The following is an 18,302-nucleotide window of genomic DNA, read 5'->3' as shown; positions in this document are numbered from 1 at the left end:
CCGTGTCAAACCCGGTACTGTGGACAAAAGATCTGACACTTGCTTTTGGGGGTCATAAGGCGGTTGACAAAGTCAGCCTAGAGATTCTGCAGGGAGAATTCACCACCGTCATTGGTCCGAACGGGGCAGGCAAAACCTCCCTCTTTAATCTGATTAGCGGCTTGCTGCGACCGAGTAGTGGGCAGATTTTCCTTAAGGGCATCGATATTTCTCATCTATCGCCTGTGGCACGTGTTCGCATGGGCTTGGGCAGGTCGTTTCAATTGACAAATCTCTTTCCGGCACTGACTGTGCAGGAGAATATTCGCTTGGCGATACAGTCGCGTTTTCGCGTGGGAATCAAGTTGTTTAGGCCTTTTCACAGTTATGCGGTCGTTAATGATGCACTCGAACGCATGCTGGCTGATGTGCGCCTCATGGAAAAAAGGGCGCACTTGGCGGCCCACTTGACACATAGCGAGCAGCGAAAACTCGAGCTGGCGATGGTCATGGCACTAGAGCCAGAGGTGTTGTTGCTTGACGAGCCAACTGCGGGTATGGCGCTCGAGGATGTGCCGGCCATGTACGAGCTTTTGTCCAATATCAAACGCAAGGAGGGCATGACCACGGTACTGATAGAGCACAAAATGGAACTGGTGAGCAGTCTTTCTGACCGCGTGATCGTGCTGGCCAGTGGGTCTATCATTGCCAGCGGTAAGCCGGAGCAGGTAGCGCAAGACGCTGCTGTACGCGCCTCTTACCTAGGAGGGGGGAAGTATGTTGAGGCCGGTGCTTAACCTAGAGGAAGTATCATCTTTTATAGGGCCTTTTCATATCGTGCAGGGCGTTTCACTGGCGGTATATGCGGGTGAGGCAGTGGTGATACTTGGGCGCAATGGGGCAGGCAAGACAACCACCTTGCGCACCATTATGGGTCTATTGCCACTAAAGGGGGGCAAGATTGAACTGGGCGGAACGTCGCTGGCGGGTCTGCCAACGCACCGCATTGCACGCTATGGTCTTGGCTATGTGCCTGAGGACTGTGTTGTTTTTAATATGTTGACAGTGGAAGAAAACCTGCAGCTGGCCATGCATGTACGAGATAGTGAAACTAGGGGTCGCCTGGCCTATGCATTAGATCTGTTTCCGGATCTCAAGGTCGCTTATCGCCGCTTTGCCGCTAACTTGAGTGGTGGTCAAAGACAAATGTTAGCAATCGCCAGAACGCTCATCAATGATAACAAGATTATACTCATTGATGAGCCCAGCAAGGGCTTGGCGCCCATCATCGTCGATAGAGTAGCGGAGGCTCTTATAGAAGTAAAAAAGCGCAGCACGCTCATCCTCGTCGAGCAGAATTTTGCCCTAGCCTGTGCCGTAGGGGATCGCTACTACATACTAGATAGCGGCAAATCGGTGAAAAGTGGTATCGTTCGCGAGTTAGAGTTAGATGAGGAGATGCAGAACAAGTATTTGAGCGTCGGAGCGTAACGACGACCTTCGTGGGGGAGAGGTAGAGCGATGGACACTTTTTTCATCTTGCTCATTAATGGCCTGGCTGATTCCGCCCTCATTTTTCTGATGGCGGCGGGTCTCTCAATTATTTTAGGGATGATGGGGATCCTAAATTTTGCCCACGGGACCATGTTTCTGTGGGGTGGTTACACGAGCGTGTGGGTGTTTGCGCAAACGGGCAGTTTTTGGTTGGGACTGCTCGCCGCGGTGGCCGTTGGAGGGCTGATGGGTCTTATATTTGAAAGGCTCTTTATCCGGCCAGTATATGGACGGGTGACGGCACAGATTCTCATTACTCTCGGGCTTATGATTGTGTTCACAGATCTCGCGCGCCTCTTGTGGGGCGCTACCGCTTTACCGGCACTGAGGCCGTCCCTGCTTGATGGGATGGTGGTTATTCTCGGTATACGGATAGTTGAATATCGTCTTTTTCTTATTGGCGTCGGCTTGGCGGTGGCCGTAGGGATCCACCTGCTCATCAACCGCACGCGCATTGGTATGGTGATGCGGGCCGGGGTGCAATCACCAGAAATGGTGCGCGCCCTAGGAATTGACATCGCCAAATATTTCTCTTTTGTTTTCGCCGGTGGGGCAGCTCTCGCAGCCCTAGGTGGTGCACTCTATGTGCCTCTGGTAGGAAGTGTTTGGTCTGGCATGGGTATGGATAATCAAGTGCTGGCCTTTATCGTAGTTGTTATCGGTGGCATGGGCAGTTTCGTGGGCACAGCGATGGGGAGCCTGTTCATAGGGCTTACGGGGGCTCTAGTGGCTTGGTTTTTCCCTCCGGCGGCCGTTGTGGTAAATGTGCTACTGATGGCGTTAGTTTTGGTATTTAAGCCGACAGGGCTCTTTGGTTGGGAGGGCAAGTCGCGATGAACAGTCCGCTGTTTAAGCTCCCTAATTACAAGGCGTTGGCTTCAGGTAAACTTGATTTATTACTACCGCTAGCGCTCACTCTGTTGGCAGCAGTGCTTCTCGTCATGCCACAGCTTGTGGGCCTAGTCATTGTCACTCTGTTGACGCGAATATTTGTTTTGTCCGTATTTGGCATGAGTTACGACCTCTTGCGAGGTTATTCGGGCATCATCAATTTGGGGCATGCTCTGTTTTTTGGCGGGGGCACCTATATCGCGGGCATTGTCTTTGCCAATTTCGGTGTCAGCCCAGCCATGCTGCTCCTAGCCTTTGTGGGGGCCGTACTATACTCCATGGCCGCAGCCTTCCTGATGGGAAAAATAGCTTTTCGCGGCGGCAGTGTAGTTGCTTGCGCCATGATAACACTGGCCTTAGGAGAGATAGTGAGACACCTAGCAGAAACATGGCGCAGCGTTACCCATGGGGCGGACGGCCTTACATTTCCTATTCCTATTTTTCTGCGCGACCGCGTGACCTTCTACTACTATGCCCTGGTGTTTATGGTGGTCATGATGCTACTGCTACGGCAATTTATCTTGTCACCGACGGGCCGGGTGTTGATGGCTATTCGCGAAAACGAACAGCGCGCTATCTTCCTTGGGTACAACACCGCAGCATACAAGTTGGTGGCGCTACAGGTTGCCGGCATCGCCTGCGGCCTCTCGGGGGTGATGTTTGCCCTCTCTAGTCGTTTTGCTAATACCGATTTATTGACCGTGCAGCAGACACTCAATGCCCTTTTGGTGACTATTGTGGGTGGTACGGGGACTCTTTACGGGGCCATCGTTGGCACCGCCTTTGTGCAACTAGCACAATTCTACCTCCTAGGTTTGCGTGCGCTACACCCCATTTTTGAGCGTTGGTTGCTCTTCTTTGGCGCCATATATGTGTTTGTAGTGCTCTTCATGCCTACAGGCATAGTCGGTCTCTACTTTCGTTTGCGGGACACCTGGGCACGGCGGGCTGGCCGGAATTGATAATTGATGGAATCATCAGGAGGGGAACTGCTTTGAGTATCGAAGGGACAAACCATGTCGGCATCGCCAGCTTGGGCTTTTACTTGCCCACCGCAATTGAGACGAGCGCCGATATAGCCGCAAAGAGCGGACTTTCCGTCTCTACAGTTGAACAAAAGCTAGGGGTCCACAAAAAGCACATCGCCGGAGTGCATGAGCATGTGTCCGACATGGCCATAGAGGCCGCTCGACGTGCTTTAGCAGGCTTTGACCCCCTGCAGCTTGACGCCATCATCTATTTTGGCAGTGCCTATAAAGATTACCCAGTCTGGTCCTGTGCGGCCAAGATTCAAGCAGAGCTCGGGGCCAGAAATGCCTTCGCCACAGAGATCATGTCCCTCTGTACTAGTTTTACGATGGCACTAAAGGTCGCTAAAGCCATGATGTTGACCGACAGTGCGATTAACCATGTGCTACTCGTAGGGGGCAGTAAAGAATCGCATCTCATTGATTATGGGAATCCGAGAGTGCGGTTTATGTACGATTTTGGCGATGGGGCAGGGGCAGCCTTGCTACAAAAGGGTTTGCGCAAGAATGTTTTGCTGGCCGAGAAGCATCTAACGGACGGCAGGTTTCATCGTCATATCAAGATCCAGGCGGGGGGCTCTGTAGAGCCGTCCTACTATGGCTGTGCCGCTGCCGACGACTACAAAATTGACTTGGTCGAGGGGGCGGAGATGAAAGAGTATCTCGACCCTGTCAGCATAGACAATTTCGAAGGTGTAGTTCTGGGGGCGCTTGCTAGCGCCGGCCTGCGGCTCTCCGACCTTGATTTTCTAGTACCAATTCATGTTAAACCTTCAGTGCACCAACAGATTCTGCAGCGCCTTGGTCTTTCTCCATCGCAGAGCTACTATCTCTCGGACTATGGGCATGTGCAGGCCTCTGACCTTGTCCTTGGCTTAATGGAAGCCGAGAAAGTAGGGGCTTTACGAAGCGGCAACATAGTGGCCCTGCTTGGCGCGGGCACGGGTTTTACTTGGGGCGCGGCTATTGTGCGCTGGGGTGAGCAGTGAAGATGAACAATGATGCTGTCGGTCACATTGCGCTGGCAAACGGAGAGGTACTGACATACCGCACGGCAGGACAGGGTCGCAAAGCTGTCGTGCTACTACATGGCAATATGAGCTCGTCGCTACATTTTGACCTGCTCCTCGAAAGTCTTGCCGACGACTACAAGCTGTATGCCTTCGATTTAAGAGGTTTTGGCGACTCCACCTACCACAGAGCGATAACTTCCTTGCAGGATTTAGCAACAGACATCGCGGAGGCGGCGCGGCTACTAGGGCTAGACGCCTATGCAGTTGTCGGTTGGTCAACTGGGGGCGGTGTAGCGCTTGAATTGGCTGCTGCCTACCCACAGGCAGTCGAAAAGGTTGTCCTGATCGATTCGGTGGGCGTAAAGGGCTACCCCATGTATCGCAAGGATGCTTTCGGGCAGGCCATTTTAAGCGAACAATTGAAAACTAGAGCTGAAATAGCCAATGACGCAGTACAGGTCTTACCAATTTTGCAGGCCTATGCGGCAGAAAATAGGGCCTTCTTGCGTTTTGTTTGGGATTCACTCATTTACACGAGAAATAAACCGAGCTACGAGAGATATGAGCGCTACCTAGATGGCATGCTGAAGCAACGGAACCTAGTGGACATAGATTATGCTTTGGTCACTTTCAACATGACCGACCAAGATAATGGAGTCTGTATGGGTAGCAATCGCCTGCGGCAAATTATATCCCCCGTACTGCTCTTGCATGGGGAGAATGACTTAGTGGTGCCGGCGGCAGAAAGCATGGCGACAGCGTCCTTGCTGGGGCAGTTGGCTACCCTGCTGATCATACCCGAATGCGGACACTCACCACTGACGGACAATCTACCTGCGCTACTGCAAGCCATGCAGACCTTCTTGGGTTAGAGAAAAGGAGGAGGGCCTCACATGTATAGTTATTCCTCTAAAGTGGTTACCGTTTCGCAGGCATTAGGCTTAGTTAAATCAGGCGATGTAATTGTGACGGGCCTAGCTGCGGCAGAGGCCAGGGCCTTTTTGGCCGAGTTGCACACCATTGCCTCGCGGGTCAGCCAGGTCAATGTGACGACTTGCCTGCCGATGCTAAGTGCCGAGTATTTTATGAACCCTGCCTACACAGACACCTTTCGTATGGCGGGCTGGTTCTTTACAGGGGCGATGCGTAAGATGCATGCGCACGGCCATATATCATTTATACCCAATCACCTCCATTTGGCCAGCAGCAAGCGCCTGGCACACGTAGGCCCGCAAATATTTGTAGGCACGGGCACTAGGCCCGATAAACACGGGTACATTTCTCTCTCCTTGAGCAATGTCTACGAAAAGGCCATGCTCGCCGCAGCCGATCTTGTCATTATCGAGGTCAACCCCAAGCTGCCCCGCACTTTTGGCGACTGCGAGGTGCATGTAGATGACGTTGATTACTTCATCGAGGTTGATTACGACATTCCGGAACTGCCAGAAACGCCTCCTAGTGACAAAGATTTAGCGATAGGGCAGTATATTGCGGCCATGGTCAACGACGGCGATTGTTTGCAACTGGGCATTGGGGGCATACCCAATGCCGTGGCTGCCTCGCTGCTAGCAAAGAAACATCTGGGCATTCATACTGAAATGCTGACCACAGGGTTAATGAGGCTTATTAAGGCCGGGGTGGTCACCAATAAACGCAAAACTCTCCATCCTGGCAAGTCGGTTTGCTGCTTTGCCCTCGGCACAAGGGAGCTATATGACTTTGTTGATGATAACCCTTCTGTTATCGTTTTAGATGGTGGCTATGTTAATGACCCAGCAGTAATCGGTCTGAACGATAATCAGGTCTCCATCAACACCACGCTAGAGGTCGACCTTACGGGACAGTGCTGCTCCGAATCGATCGGGCCTGTGCAGTACAGTGGCACAGGCGGACAAACAGATACGGCCGTAGGAGCCCAGCGCGCCAAAAACGGGCGGTCATTTATTGCCCTCTATTCGACCGCACAAGTAAACAACAAACAAACGGGGGAGAGCGAAGAGATATCAAAGATAGTGTCGACTCTAAAGCCCGGGGCCATAGTCTCGCTCTCGCGCAATGACGTCGATTATGTCGTTACCGAATACGGCATCGCGGCTCTGCGCGGGACTGATGTGCGTGAGCGGGTGCGGCGGCTAATTGCCATAGCCCACCCAAATTTTCGTGAACGGCTGGTGAGTGAGGCCAAGAGCTTGGGATATCTAGCTAGGAGGTAATTGTCGTGCCATACTTCCTTTTTGCGGGCCAACAAGTCTTCTATGAGGACCACGGCGAAGGCAGCCCTTTACTCATACTCAATGGGGTTTTTATGAGCACAGCTAGTTGGGAGCCCTTTATACCCGTTTTTGCGCGGCACAATCGCTTGTTGCTCCTAGATTTTCTTGACCAGGGTAAATCAAGCAGAATGAAACAGGCCTATGGGCAAGAGTTGCAGGCTGAGGTGGCGCTATCGCTCCTAGATCACCTCGGGCTAGCTAGTGCACATGTAGTAGGCATCTCTTATGGCGGGCAAGTGGCACTGCGCCTGGCGCTGACACATAGCCAGCGGGTAACAAAGCTGGTGCTGGCCAACACCACGGCCCGCGTAGATGCGTGGCTTAGCGATGTGGGGGCTGGGTGGGCGCAGGCGCTAGACGCAGGCGGTGTGGCGGCATTCTTTCGGGCGGCGATGCCGCGCATCTATTCGCGCCCATTTTATAATCAGCAGCTAGCCTGGCTACGGAGGCGTGAGCTGGGTTTTGCCCAGAATTTCTCTCCGGCTGTGGCGCAGGCTACTTTACGGCTACTGGCTAGTGCCGAAAACGTAAACTTGGTTAGTAGTCTGCCTGAAGTAGTAGTAGATACCCTGCTCATTTCAGCCGAATACGATGAAGTTACGCCTATAGAGATGCAAGCGGAAATGCTTTCCCGCCTGCCACGGGCGCTGCATGTCACCATCCCCGCCTGTGGACATGCCTCCATGTATGAAAAACCGCGGGAGTTTTCTCTCGTCGTACTCGGGTTTGTTAACAACAATTTAGATCTCAATATTGTTCGGCAGTAGCATGACAAAGGGGACAGCCATATTGGCCGTCCCCTTGTATTTCACTAGATGCAATTCAGTTCTGCTAGTCGATGAGCAAGATGTCTTCGCACTTCAAGATACCCTTAGGGCTTATGGCCACGTTTTTCAGCTTGTCGCCAAAGGTAGCCCCAATCGATTGATGGTAGAGGAAGATAGCGGGGACATCGTTGTACACCAGCTGTTGTACTTCGCCAAATATTTCAAAGCGCCGCTTGGGGTTAATAGTGCCTTTGACTAAGTCTAGCTTGCGGTCAACTTCAGAGTTGTGGTAGCTGAAGTAGTTGAGCGAGTTCTTAGAATGAAAGAAGGGGGTGACGAGGTTGTCGGGGTCGGGTGTATCTGCTACCCAGCGCAGCAGGAAAACATCCGTTTTTTGCAGCGTTTCTGTCTTGCTGTACTCGGGGCGAGTGACAGACTCCGTAGTAAAGTCAATGCCAATGGCCCGCAGGTCTTCCATGAAGTATTCGGCGATGGGGTTGAAGATAGCGCCGCTAGCGTCAGAGCGCATCAGCATGCGTAGCTTAAGATTGCGGATGCCATGGCGCTCTATTATTTCGCGTGCAAGTTTGGGGTTGTAGTCAAGCCCGCTAAGGCCATGGTTGGGAATGAGGTTAGGCGGTATGGGGCCCTTAGCCACAGAGGCCATGCCACCTAGTAGGGTGGTCACCATGCGTTCCTTGTTTATGGCCATGGAGAGCGCGCGGCGACATTCTTTGTTTTGTACCAGGGGGTGATCTGATTTTAGATTGAAACCAATGTAGTAGTAGCCCATGATGCTTTCAGTGATGGACACGGTTCTCGGTTGCCCTTTTAGTTCGTTCGGCACGGTGGCAGTTTCGTGCCACAAGAGATCATAATCGCCGCGTTTAAAGCCCTCAGCTAGGCCCTTGTCTCCGTACTTAAAGATAAGCTGCTTAATAAATGGCTCGCCCTTGCTATAATCGGCAAAGGCCTCAAGTACACAACGTTCATTAGACTGTTCGACAATCTTGTAGGGCCCGCAGCCCACGATTTTACCTTGAGCGAGCTCCTCTTTGGCGACAACCCCGGCAAAGAATTGCCCGAGGTCTGTTAAAAAGCCACCATAAGGCGTATGTAGCTTAATGGCCACCGTGTAGCGGTCTATGATTTTTATGCCGGAAACATCGCGAGCCTGGCCTTTTCTAAACTCTTGTACGCCGAGAACGCAGTCTAGCGCCCAGCCTACGGGGGAGTCAAGCTTAGGGTCCGCTAAGCGTTCGAGCGAAAACTTGACGTCCTCAGCCGTTATCTCTCTGCCATTAGTAAACTTAGCGCCTTTGCGCAGGTAAAAAGTCCAGGTCAGTTTCTCTTGCTCAAAATGCCACTTGCTGGCCAGTCCAGGGGTGATGCGCTCCTGTGAGTCGCTTCCTAGCAGGCCAAGATGAACATTAGACAGGAGCTGTGCCCCGTAAAACTCAGAAGTTAGGTGGGGGTCAAAAGTCGAGGGCGCGTAGGGCAGGTTAATGGTCAGCGAGCTATTCGCTTCCGCTTGGTTGACTTCGGCCATGAGCTTAGTGGAGATATCAACTAGCTCAGACGAAGTATTTTCCATGGCCACCACGGTGTTTTTAGTGAAATGGGCGTAAACAGAAGTGGTCTCCACTATCGCCATGAGCTTGTCAAAGGTGTGACTCATTTCTTCGGTAGAAGTAACGATTTTCTCTAGGCTGGCCGTCTGCGTGGACACAGCCCCGCTAATTTCGGCAAAAGCCCTATTGCTGCTCTGCACGGATTCCAGCACGGCCTGAAAGGCCTTGGTGGTGTCGGTAGCGGCTGAGGTCCCCATGCCCACTCTGTCCAATATGACAGAGAGGGCCTTCTGTGTCTTGTCGACGCTCTGCGTGATCTGTTGAATGGTCTTGTAGATGTCGTTCACTGAGTCAACGCTCCGCTCAGAGAGGCGCTTGACTTCTTTGGCCACGACGGCAAAGCCACGCCCAGCATCACCCGCACGTGCCGCCTCAATGGCGGCATTAAGAGAGAGCAGGCGGGTAGTGTCGGCGATGTCTTTGATTACCTCAAGCATACTATTGATGGCGGCCGCTCTATCAGCAAGCACAGCAGCGACTTCTCGCGCCTCGGCCACCGCAAACTCAATGTCGCGCATGGCTTGGAGAGATTTATCCACCGTTTTGTGGCCTTCATCCACTACGCCCATGGTCTGGCGCGAAAGCTGCATGGAGCTTTCGGTGTTGGCTAAAACTTCTTCCGTGTAAGCCGAGTAACTGGTTATCTCGTCGACAACTTTGCCAATTGAGGACATTTGGATTTGCGTATAATTACCAATGGTATCCGTCATCTCGAGCAGATTATCTGTAACGTCTACAATGCCCGCCATGTTCTTTACTATTTTGTTAGAGATACAACGCTGATTGCGTTTTAGAAGGCCCACACTGCGGCTTGCGGTGACCCTACTGGCTGTAGCGCTGTGTGCGGCGGGACTCTGTGCCCCTTTGCGAAATCCAAACATCGATTTGTGCCTCCGTTTCCTAGTCCCTGCTGCGATGCTAATGAAAATTACTTTGGCAATAATATCTATGGCACATCTATTACACACCGGCCACTGATTTTCCTGCCTGGTGTGTAGTTCTGCGCAACTTTCGTAGCTAAAGTAAGAACGCGCTATTCAGAACTGGCGCATCTTTGGTAGACTAGTTATGTAGACGTGAGATGGGAGAGGGGTATGATAGGCGTGGCGAAATTAGTGGTTTGTTTTTCACTGACGGGCAACACTCGCCTTGTAGCGAAGGCTATCGCTAAAGAAATGGGGGCTGACTTTACGGAGTTGGTGCCAGTCAGGCAGTACCCTCTGCGCGGCGCTTGGCTTTATCTTAAAGGCGGCAAGGAAGCAGTGTTTAAGTCCGAGCCGGAGCTAGAGCGAGGATTAGTAGACTATGATGATTATGATGTAGTGGTAGTGGGTACCCCGGTCTGGGCAGGCACAATGGCCCCACCCATTCGCACCTTTCTTAAGTCCGCCGCGGTACAGGGCAAGCAAGTCCATATTTTTTGCACCTATGGCGGCGGCCCCGGTACTTCTCTGCAAGATATGCGCTCCATCTCTCTAGGCAGTGTAGGGCAAGAACTAGGGGTGCGCATGGGGGCCAAGTTTGTCACGGAGAGCGTCAACCAAGCCAAGGTCTTCGCAGCACAACTTGGATGAGGCGAGCTTACTGGGGAACAAGATGCGTCCCCATACTTTGTTCGAGTAAGGCCGTAAAGAGGGGGACAAGGTGGGGGTCAAACTGCTCGCCCGCAGAACGCCAAAGCTCCTTAACGGCTGCTTCGTGCGACATGGCGCGCCGGTAGGGCCTGTTATTGGTCATAGCATCATAGGCGTCGGCGATACTTAGGATGCGGCATTCGATGGGTATTTCTTCGCCCCGCAGGCCAAGTGGGTAGCCTGCGCCATTCCACCACTCGTGGTGTCTAAGAATCCAATCGGCGATAGGTGCAAGGTCAGGCGAGGCTTCGGCAATGCGAGCCCCGATTTCTGAGTGGAGACGCATCTCTTTCATTTCGTCTGGCGTTAGTTTGTCCGGCTTAAAAAGTATCCTGTCGGGCACGCCGATTTTGCCAATATCGTGAAACTGCGCTAGTAGCCTTAGTTCCGTTATGGTTGACGCGCATAAAGAGAGACCCTTGGCCAAGGCGGTGACTAGGTCCTGCAGTCTGTCGGCATGGCCTTCGGTGATGTAGTCGCGCGACTCAAGGGCCTTCATCATCGTCTGCACGAGCGAGCTGCGAGTGCTATGGCGGTGGGTGAGTTTTTTGCGGTTCATTACCGTGTCGGCGCGCTCGAAGAGTGCCTTGAGGGGAGTAACCGTTTCGCTGAGAGCATAGCCTTGGGAGACACTTAGAGGCAGTGCTGGGAACTGCAAATTGTAGGCGGTGACACGGGTTTCAATAGCTGTGCAAACTTCCTCTACCTCTGCTGCGGATGAGTTCGGGAGAATAATAGCTAGCTCGTCGCCCCCGACACGCGCCAGAAAATGCTCGGGAGCAAGGCATTTGCCGACCACACTGACCATGGCTTGTAGCAGCATGTCGCCGCAGTGATGGCCGCGGGTTGTATTGACGGCTTTAAGGCCATCGAGATCTAAGACAATGATGGCCAGCGGAAAATTCGCTGCGTCACAATAGCTCTCTAGCTGTTCCTCGAAGTAACTGCGGTTGTAACTGCCGGTCAAGGTGTCGCGGCGCCTTAGGAACTCTAGGCGTTCTTCATAAGCCTTGCGCTCAGTTACATCGCGGAGGACGTAGACAGCCCCCGTTACTTCGCCGGCGCCGTCGCGTATCACGCTGCCTTGTCCGTCAAGCGAGCGATAAATGCCTTGAACATTGCGGGCACGAAACTCTACGCGCTGACTCCCTTGGGAGTCAGCGGAATAGAGATCTATACCTATTTGTTTAAGCGTGGGGGCGTCGTCGGGATGTATACTTTTTGTGTAATGATGGCCGATTACTTCGGAGGGGGATATCCCGGCGGCCTCAAGAAATGAAGGGCTGACGTATTCGACAATGCCGGTGCTCGATACTTTACACAGTAAATCGCTCATATGGTTAGTAACTTCGCGCAGTAGCTGCTCGCTCGCACGTAGTTCAGCGTCTTTTTCGCGCATTAAAGTGAGGTCATGGATGGACTCAATGGCGCCCACCATGTTGCCCGCTGCATCGAGTAGCGGCGCAGCCATGACAGCCACATAGGCATCTCTACCGCCGTAGACATTCGGCTGTACACCTTCAGTATATAAAACGCCATTCTCTGTTTCGCGAAAGAACTCGCCGTAGTAGGCGCGCACTTCCTCTTCGGGGTGCCCGACAAAGTCAATCAACAGAGGGCGCGGCGACTGGTAGATGGCGGCAGCATAGTTCTTTGTGCCCAGCACTTGCTCCTTGGGCACACCTGAGTAATGCTCCATGGCCCTGTTCCAGGCAATGACCTTTTTATCGGCATCTATAACAAAGGAAGCATCAGGCGCGTGCTCTATCACCGCTACCATTTGGCTGTGCGCAGTTTCAAGCTGGGCCGTAGTGCGTTTTAGCTCATTATACTGCTGGCGAAGACTTGCTTCAGTGACTAGCAGTTGCTCGTTAGTCGCCGACAGCTCGATGGTAGTGGCGGTCATTTCCTCGGTGAGTGCTTGCAAGGCGTGTTGTTGCCGACGGCTTTCGGAGATGTCGATCATAACTTGGGTTGCGCCGATTACGACACCCGCGTCGTCAACAAGCAAGGAAGCCCGGGCCCAGAGATGTGCCCCAGCACCATTATTCACTTGTGGGGCAAACTGCTCGGCGATTATGCTCGCTGCCTCACGCCGCGACCAGAGGTAGGCCCCTCCTGGGGGGTCTTCCTGGCGAAGCAAGTAGTTTAGTAAGAGAGGCCGTGCTGTGGTGTAAAAACCCAAGGAGAAGACTTCATAACCTTGGCCTAGCACCTCCTCAGGCGATAGCCCTGTGAGCTTTACTGTAGCCGGGTTCCACAAGGTAATTTTTCCGGCAGTGTTGATGGCCATAACGGCATCTGGTACATGCTTTATGGCCTCAACAAGAGTTGTGAAGCAGTTCTTTGGGTTTTCCACACCAGACCTCCTCTGAGCTACAGTGCAACATATTTCGACAATGTTAAGCAAAATCCTTTAACTAGTGCGCTACATGGTTAAAAGAATTCGGCACAAGGCTGGGGAGACACCCCTTCGACCTGAGCTGGTAGGGAGGTTTTGGGATGATAAGGATTTCTAATATAAAATTGCCGCTAGAACAAAGGGGGGCGGTGCAAAATGCCGCTCTAAAGAAGCTTGGCCTAACAACGGCGGCTATCCGTACTTTGAGGATCCATAAGGAGTCGGTCGACGCGCGCGATAAACGCCGGATACAATTTGTCTATGTGGTCGATGTGGAGCTAGATGACGAGGCTAGGTACCTCGGCCGTCACCACCATGCCGACGTGGCGCTGACGCCTAGTGAAGAGTACGCGCCCGTTGCTGCGGGCCCAAGTCTCCTCTCCGACCAGCCCGTCATTATCGGTGCCGGCCCGGCAGGGATGTTTGCGGCGCTATTATTGGCGGAGCGGGGGTACAGGCCCCTGCTCCTAGAGAGAGGGCAAGATGTCGATAGCCGCACGATAAAAGTAGCGGAGTTTTGGCGCCGAGGGGTACTTGACACAGGCAGCAATGTGCAATTTGGTGAGGGAGGGGCAGGCACTTTTTCGGACGGCAAGTTGACGACCACCATTCGTGACCCCCGTTGTCGCAAAGTTTTGGGGGATTTAGTTGCCGCTGGTGCGCCACCAGAAATCATGTATGTACACAAGCCCCATGTCGGTACAGATATTCTCCGGGGCGTGGTGAAACAAATCAGAAGGCGAATTGAGGAAGCCGGTGGGAAAGTGCGCTTTGGAGCACAAGTTACCGACCTGCTGGTAGACCGCGGCGCGGTAAGGGGGGTGGTCATTAATAGTCGTGACACTGTTCCTGCTTCTGTGGTGGTGCTCGCAGTGGGCCACAGTGCCCGCGACACCTTTGCCATGCTCCTTGAGCGAGGTGTAGATATTGTACCTAAGGCTTTTGCCATCGGAGCGAGAATAGAGCATGCTCAGAAGCTTATCGACGAGGCGCAGTATGGTGGTTTTGCTGGTCACCCAAACTTAGGCCCCGCAGAGTACAAGCTTGCCCACACAGCCAACAGTCATCGCGCAGCGTACACCTTCTGTATGTGTCCCGGCGGGGCAGTGGTGGCGGCGGCCTCAGAAGAAGGGGGCGTGGTCACTAATGGCATGAGTGAGCAAGCTCGTGATCGCTCTAATGCTAACAGTGCGCTTCTAGTTGCTGTGGGGCCGGAAGATTTCTTTACTAAGCACCCTCTCGCCGGTGTCGAATTTCAAAGGCACTGGGAAGCAAAAGCCTTTGCCGAGGGTGGCCGGGATTATCGCGCCCCGCTCCAAACGGTGGGAGACTTTTTGTCGGGACGTAAGACCGGGCAGTGGGGTCAGGTAGAACCGTCCTACCTCCCTGGGGTGCAGGGGGCAGATTTAGCCAGCTGCTTGCCGGCCTTTGTGGTCGAGACCATGCGAGAAGCGCTCCTTAATTTCGACCGCAAAATAAAGGGATTTGCCCATCCCGCTGCTTTACTGACGGGGGTGGAAACGCGCAGCTCTTCACCAGTGCGCATTCCCCGCGACGCTGGGTTTGAGGGTAGCGTCACTGGGCTCTATCCTAGTGGTGAGGGGGCTGGCTACGCTGGGGGTATTATGTCGGCGGCAGTAGATGGCATACGAGTGGGGGAGGCCATTATTAGCAAGTACAGTCCCGCTAGAGGAAACTCGAACAATAATGGAGAATAGTTTGTAGAATGGTGTCGAAAGCGCGGAGCTAAGACAATGGCCATTAAGGAGGCCACCTAGAATGCGCATAATTAGGATGTACATGGCTCTGTATGCATTATTACTTTTGCTCTTGGCCTTTGTGGGGGCGCCCTTGGTCTTTCCGAGCCTAGAGTACACCCTGACGCCTGATGAGAGGGCGTACTTGGCAGAGCTTGGTACCTTGCACGCCGTAGGGGACGAAAACTTTCCGCCATTTTCTTACAAGAGAGAAGGCTCCGCCGCCGGTTTTGAGAGGGACTTAGTGTTAGAGTTAGCGCAAGCGCTCGGCGTAGGTATTGTGCACACCCAGGGCCCCTGGGCCGAGATGCGGGCCAAGCTCGAGCGCGGTGAGGCCGATTTTATAACCGGCATGCGTGTTCTGCCCGAGCGCGCAGCTCTGTACAACTTCACGGTGCCTTACCACGAGACTTTTCATGCCCTAGTTGTGCCTCGCGATAGTCATTTGGGGGGCTATTCTGATTTGGTGGGGTTGCGCGTTGCCGCGCAGACGAGTTCCGCAACCTACGAAGCCTTGCAGGCGCATGGCATAATAGCGGTGGGCGTACCTAGCCCAGAAGCCGGGCTACAGCTTCTTGCGCAAGGTGGGGTCGCCGCCTGGGTAGAGCAGTACTGGGTGGCGAGGTTCTTCGTCGGCTTTCGCGGTATGTACAGGTGGACTGTGCACCCCCTAGAAGAGACCACGGCAGATTATGCGATGGCAGTTTCACGCCATCGTGATCAAAAACTGGTGTCGATATTAAACAAGGGCCTCTTAAAGCTACACGCCTCCGGTGTGCTGAATGACCTGCATGCCAACTGGTTTGGTCCAACACTCGAAGTCGGGCGTGAGTCGCCGCTTGTCCCCATTCTCATGGGGGCTGTGGGGCTGGCTACACTCGGGCTGGGGCTACTAGTACTAGGAATTTACTTAGAGCGGCAAGTGGCGCGTAAAACAGCAGAGCTCACAGAGGCTAACAAGCTACTGTCGTATGAGCAGCAGAAGCTCGCTAAAATGCTCCTTAATGCCGCGCGGGCACTAGGTGTAACCATTGAGATTAAGGATTTTAATACGGGCAATCACAGTCAAAGGGTGGCGCGAGTAGCCTATGTATTAGGCAAGAAGATGGGGTTGCGCGAAAAAGAACTCTTTACCCTTTACTTGGGCGCATTGATGCACGATATTGGCAAAGTGGGTGTATCAGACGCTATACTGGCTAAAGCGGAGGTGCTGTCTGCGGAAGAATACCGGCAGATGCGCTTTCATCCCGAAATTGGGGATAGTATCTTGCGCAATGTCGAGGGATATGATGAAGTGAGGGAGATTGTGCTCTACCACCATGAACGTTGGGATGGCGAAAGCCATCTGCGTTACCCGGCCTATCCTGGTTGGCGCTGTGGGTCCGCCATTCCCCTCGGGGCACGCATTGTCGCGGTGGCCGATACCTTCGACGCCATAACTTCAGACCGCCCCTACCGTGCGGCACAGACCGTGAGCGAAGCGCTAGCCATTATTAAAGCTTGCCGAGGCACACAATTTGATCCTGCGGTCGTAGACGCGGCTGTGCTATCTGCTGATGATTTGCGTCAGGCTCTTGTCAACCCTGACGACAGCGATTATTATAAAAATATGGAAAAGAATATTGGGCTATAGACAGAGCAGGAGGCCTCTGCATGGATGTGAAACGACGCGCTCGACAGACAAAGACTGTCATCCGAATTAGTGAAATGTTGGATGAGGCCAATGTGCGGGCGTGGCTTGGGGGAGGGTGGGCCCTTACAGCGCACGATTCCTCTCTCCAAAGTGAACCGGGAGATATCGGCTTCTATATTTTTGCCGCCGATGCAGCACAGGTGCGCATACTTCTCACCGAGGCGGGCTTTGGCATTGTCGATTGTACGGCCAACTCTTTCGCCGCGGTGCGCGGGCGCCTCTACATCGCTTGGGAGCTGCTGTGGGTGGACGAGAACGACAATGTCGTCACTTACGAGGGTCGCCTGGAGAGGGAATATCTTTGGCCGCGAGACGCCTTCCCTCATGACAAGTCCGTGCTGCTAGGTGGGGTAGCTGTCCGTGCGGTAGCTGCCTCCGCTTTGCGGCAGTACTTGAGTGACGGCGAAAAAAATAATGATGGTAAGCGGCAGAAGTTGAGCAAGGATTTGTCGCGCTTTAAATCATTAGTTCACGATCGTATGTAAAAAAAGAGCAGTCCTAGGACTGCTCTTGCTGCTACTAGCGGAGAACGGTGCGGCTACTGTGGTATTTGGCAACAAAGTAGCTTTGACTGAGGCGGTCGATTCTTACTCCGCCGCGCGTCCAGGCATGCACCATTCTGCCGTCCCCTAGGGCGATACCAACGTGGGAAACGCCGGGCTTGTAGGTGTTTTGGAAGAATACCAAGTCACCAGGCTGGAGGTTGGTGCGAGCAATCGCCCGCCCTACCCTTGACTGTGATGCCGCGGTGCGCGGCAATCTGATACCTACCGCCCTGTTCATAACAAAGCGGGTGAAACCGCTACAGTCGAACGCACCTGGTCCGGTGGCCCCGAAAATGTAGGGACGACCAAGGTAGCTTAGAGCCGTGCGGACGACTCTTTCGCCCCGTGCGCCATTAGCTCTGGCGAGCCCAGGCAAGGGAACAAGAGCTACAGTCAGTGCAAGTGCAAGTATTGCCGTTGTTTTCTGCCAGTTGAGCTTCAATATTACCTCTCCTCTCGATTTTTGCTGCTGTCGTCGCCAAGAACAGCCTAAATGCATTGTAAATGATATATTAGTCATATAAAACAATAAATATTTTCCAAACAACAAAAAACCCTGCTAGAAACAGGGCATGGTAATTTGAACCAAGGAGAGGTGTTGTGATATGTACCGCGCAGAAAAATTGCCGATTGATGATCTTAAGCAGTACTATCAGTCCGTTAACAAAGAGTTGCTTCATCTAATCGAGTACGAAGATGAGTGGCTTCCTGCTTTAAGTAATGCTGCTGCTTTGCTTGGGCATCAACTGCGGGACATTAACTGGGTGGGCTTTTATCTCTTTAAGGAGGGACTGCTCATGCTCGGGCCCTTTCAAGGCAAGCCTGCTTGTAGCATGATCACACTCGGCAACGGCGTGTGCGGCACTGCGGCTTATCAGCGGGAGACGATAGTTGTGCCCGATGTGCACCTCTTCCCAGGGCATATCGCCTGCGACAGCGCTTCGCAGTCGGAGATAGTCATTCCCCTGCTGAAAGAGGGCCATCTCTATGGCGTGCTAGATATCGACAGCCCCATCAAGGGGCGTTTTACGGAGGCCGATCAGCTAGGTTTAGAAGCCTTTGTGGGCCACTTGATGAGGTGCGTGCCTTGGGAAAAAGTAGTCTTCTAACAACAAATGGCTCAAATATTAAATCTG

The 18,302-nt window shown here is 53.2% G+C and carries 16 protein-coding genes; 13 read left to right on the top strand and 3 right to left on the bottom strand.

Translation table 11 applies throughout. The annotated features are described in order from the left end of the window. Window positions 1–2: 2 nt before the first annotated feature. From KGZ92_10320 to KGZ92_10285, 8 genes are read left to right on the top strand one after another with little or no spacing between them, the layout of a single operon-like run. On the top strand, window positions 3–776 hold the full coding sequence (locus KGZ92_10320) for an ABC transporter ATP-binding protein (protein ID MBS3889660.1): 774 nt from the start codon (window positions 3–5) through the stop codon (window positions 774–776). Then, window positions 760–1,470, top strand: coding sequence for an ABC transporter ATP-binding protein (locus KGZ92_10315; GenBank protein ID MBS3889659.1), 711 nt, complete (start codon window positions 760–762; stop codon window positions 1,468–1,470). The genes KGZ92_10320 and KGZ92_10315 overlap by 17 nt, the downstream gene beginning before the upstream one ends. 30 nt (window positions 1,471–1,500) lie before the next feature. Next, window positions 1,501–2,370, top strand: coding sequence for a branched-chain amino acid ABC transporter permease (locus KGZ92_10310; protein MBS3889658.1), 870 nt, complete (start codon window positions 1,501–1,503; stop codon window positions 2,368–2,370). Beyond that, a complete protein-coding gene (locus KGZ92_10305; protein ID MBS3889657.1) occupies window positions 2,367–3,386 on the top strand; it encodes a branched-chain amino acid ABC transporter permease in 1,020 nt (339 codons plus the stop codon). The genes KGZ92_10310 and KGZ92_10305 overlap by 4 nt, the downstream gene beginning before the upstream one ends. A gap of 32 nt (window positions 3,387–3,418) precedes the next feature. Further along, complete coding sequence (locus KGZ92_10300; protein MBS3889656.1) at window positions 3,419–4,441, top strand: 3-oxoacyl-ACP synthase; 1,023 nt, start codon at window positions 3,419–3,421, stop codon at window positions 4,439–4,441. Between the two features lie 2 nt (window positions 4,442–4,443). Next, window positions 4,444–5,337, top strand: coding sequence for an alpha/beta hydrolase (locus KGZ92_10295; protein MBS3889655.1), 894 nt, complete (start codon window positions 4,444–4,446; stop codon window positions 5,335–5,337). A gap of 21 nt (window positions 5,338–5,358) precedes the next feature. Continuing rightward, window positions 5,359–6,678, top strand: a complete 1,320-nt coding sequence (locus tag KGZ92_10290; GenBank protein ID MBS3889654.1) for a 4-hydroxybutyrate--acetyl-CoA CoA transferase — start codon at window positions 5,359–5,361, stop codon at window positions 6,676–6,678. A 5-nt stretch (window positions 6,679–6,683) separates the two neighbouring features. Then, the gene (locus KGZ92_10285; GenBank protein ID MBS3889653.1) at window positions 6,684–7,505 is read left to right on the top strand and encodes an alpha/beta hydrolase; all 822 of its coding nucleotides are present in this window, start codon (window positions 6,684–6,686) and stop codon (window positions 7,503–7,505) included. Between the two features lie 64 nt (window positions 7,506–7,569). Here KGZ92_10285 and KGZ92_10280 read toward each other — a convergent pair whose 3' ends face one another. Then, window positions 7,570–10,017 carry a chemotaxis protein gene (locus KGZ92_10280; GenBank protein ID MBS3889652.1) on the bottom strand — a complete coding sequence of 816 codons (2,448 nt, stop codon included), beginning with the start codon at window positions 10,015–10,017 and terminating at the stop codon, window positions 7,570–7,572. A 222-nt stretch (window positions 10,018–10,239) separates the two neighbouring features. On the opposite strand from KGZ92_10280, the gene KGZ92_10275 reads away from it, so the two are divergent. Further along, window positions 10,240–10,710 (top strand): NAD(P)H-dependent oxidoreductase, encoded by a 471-nt coding sequence (locus KGZ92_10275; GenBank protein MBS3889651.1) that lies wholly within the window; start codon window positions 10,240–10,242, stop codon window positions 10,708–10,710. Between the two features lie 7 nt (window positions 10,711–10,717). Here KGZ92_10275 and KGZ92_10270 read toward each other — a convergent pair whose 3' ends face one another. After that, window positions 10,718–13,129: a PAS domain S-box protein gene (locus KGZ92_10270; protein ID MBS3889650.1), complete on the bottom strand. Its 2,412-nt coding sequence runs from the start codon at window positions 13,127–13,129 to the stop codon at window positions 10,718–10,720. Between the two features lie 143 nt (window positions 13,130–13,272). On the opposite strand from KGZ92_10270, the gene KGZ92_10265 reads away from it, so the two are divergent. The 3 genes from KGZ92_10265 to KGZ92_10255 all read left to right on the top strand — a co-directional run bounded on the left by KGZ92_10265 (window position 13,273) and on the right by KGZ92_10255 (window position 17,106). Continuing rightward, window positions 13,273–14,889, top strand: a complete 1,617-nt coding sequence (locus KGZ92_10265) for an FAD-binding protein (protein MBS3889649.1) — start codon at window positions 13,273–13,275, stop codon at window positions 14,887–14,889. A gap of 61 nt (window positions 14,890–14,950) precedes the next feature. Continuing rightward, the gene (locus tag KGZ92_10260) at window positions 14,951–16,561 is read left to right on the top strand and encodes a transporter substrate-binding domain-containing protein (protein MBS3889648.1); all 1,611 of its coding nucleotides are present in this window, start codon (window positions 14,951–14,953) and stop codon (window positions 16,559–16,561) included. Between the two features lie 20 nt (window positions 16,562–16,581). Further along, entirely contained in the window at window positions 16,582–17,106 is a 525-nt protein-coding gene (locus KGZ92_10255) for a hypothetical protein (protein MBS3889647.1), read from the top strand. Window positions 17,107–17,140: 34 nt separating this feature from the next. Here KGZ92_10255 and KGZ92_10250 read toward each other — a convergent pair whose 3' ends face one another. Continuing rightward, window positions 17,141–17,608, bottom strand: coding sequence for a C40 family peptidase (locus KGZ92_10250; GenBank protein MBS3889646.1), 468 nt, complete (start codon window positions 17,606–17,608; stop codon window positions 17,141–17,143). A gap of 163 nt (window positions 17,609–17,771) precedes the next feature. On the opposite strand from KGZ92_10250, the gene KGZ92_10245 reads away from it, so the two are divergent. After that, window positions 17,772–18,275: a GAF domain-containing protein gene (locus KGZ92_10245; GenBank protein MBS3889645.1), complete on the top strand. Its 504-nt coding sequence runs from the start codon at window positions 17,772–17,774 to the stop codon at window positions 18,273–18,275. The last annotated feature ends 27 nt before the right edge of the window (window positions 18,276–18,302 follow it).

It is taken from the genome of Bacillota bacterium (assembly GCA_018333655.1).
Lineage (GTDB): Bacteria > Bacillota > UBA994 > UBA994 > UBA994 > BS524.
The sequence above is the reverse complement of the archived record's forward strand: the minus strand, read 5'-3'. Positions and strand labels throughout refer to the sequence as shown.

What these genes read in the sequence shown, in the direction of transcription:
- KGZ92_10310 (MBS3889658.1), top strand. Translation starts at nt 1,501, where the DNA reads ATGGACACTTTTTTCATCTTGCTCATTAATGGCCTGGCTGATTCCGCC.
- KGZ92_10305 (MBS3889657.1), top strand. Translation starts at nt 2,367, where the DNA reads ATGAACAGTCCGCTGTTTAAGCTCCCTAATTACAAGGCGTTGGCTTCA.
- KGZ92_10295 (MBS3889655.1), top strand. Translation starts at nt 4,444, where the DNA reads ATGAACAATGATGCTGTCGGTCACATTGCGCTGGCAAACGGAGAGGTA.
- KGZ92_10290 (MBS3889654.1), top strand. Translation starts at nt 5,359, where the DNA reads ATGTATAGTTATTCCTCTAAAGTGGTTACCGTTTCGCAGGCATTAGGC.
- KGZ92_10280 (MBS3889652.1), bottom strand. Translation starts at nt 10,017, where the DNA reads ATGTTTGGATTTCGCAAAGGGGCACAGAGTCCCGCCGCACACAGCGCT.
- KGZ92_10265 (MBS3889649.1), top strand. Translation starts at nt 13,273, where the DNA reads ATGATAAGGATTTCTAATATAAAATTGCCGCTAGAACAAAGGGGGGCG.
- KGZ92_10260 (MBS3889648.1), top strand. Translation starts at nt 14,951, where the DNA reads ATGCGCATAATTAGGATGTACATGGCTCTGTATGCATTATTACTTTTG.
- KGZ92_10255 (MBS3889647.1), top strand. Translation starts at nt 16,582, where the DNA reads ATGGATGTGAAACGACGCGCTCGACAGACAAAGACTGTCATCCGAATT.
- KGZ92_10245 (MBS3889645.1), top strand. Translation starts at nt 17,772, where the DNA reads ATGTACCGCGCAGAAAAATTGCCGATTGATGATCTTAAGCAGTACTAT.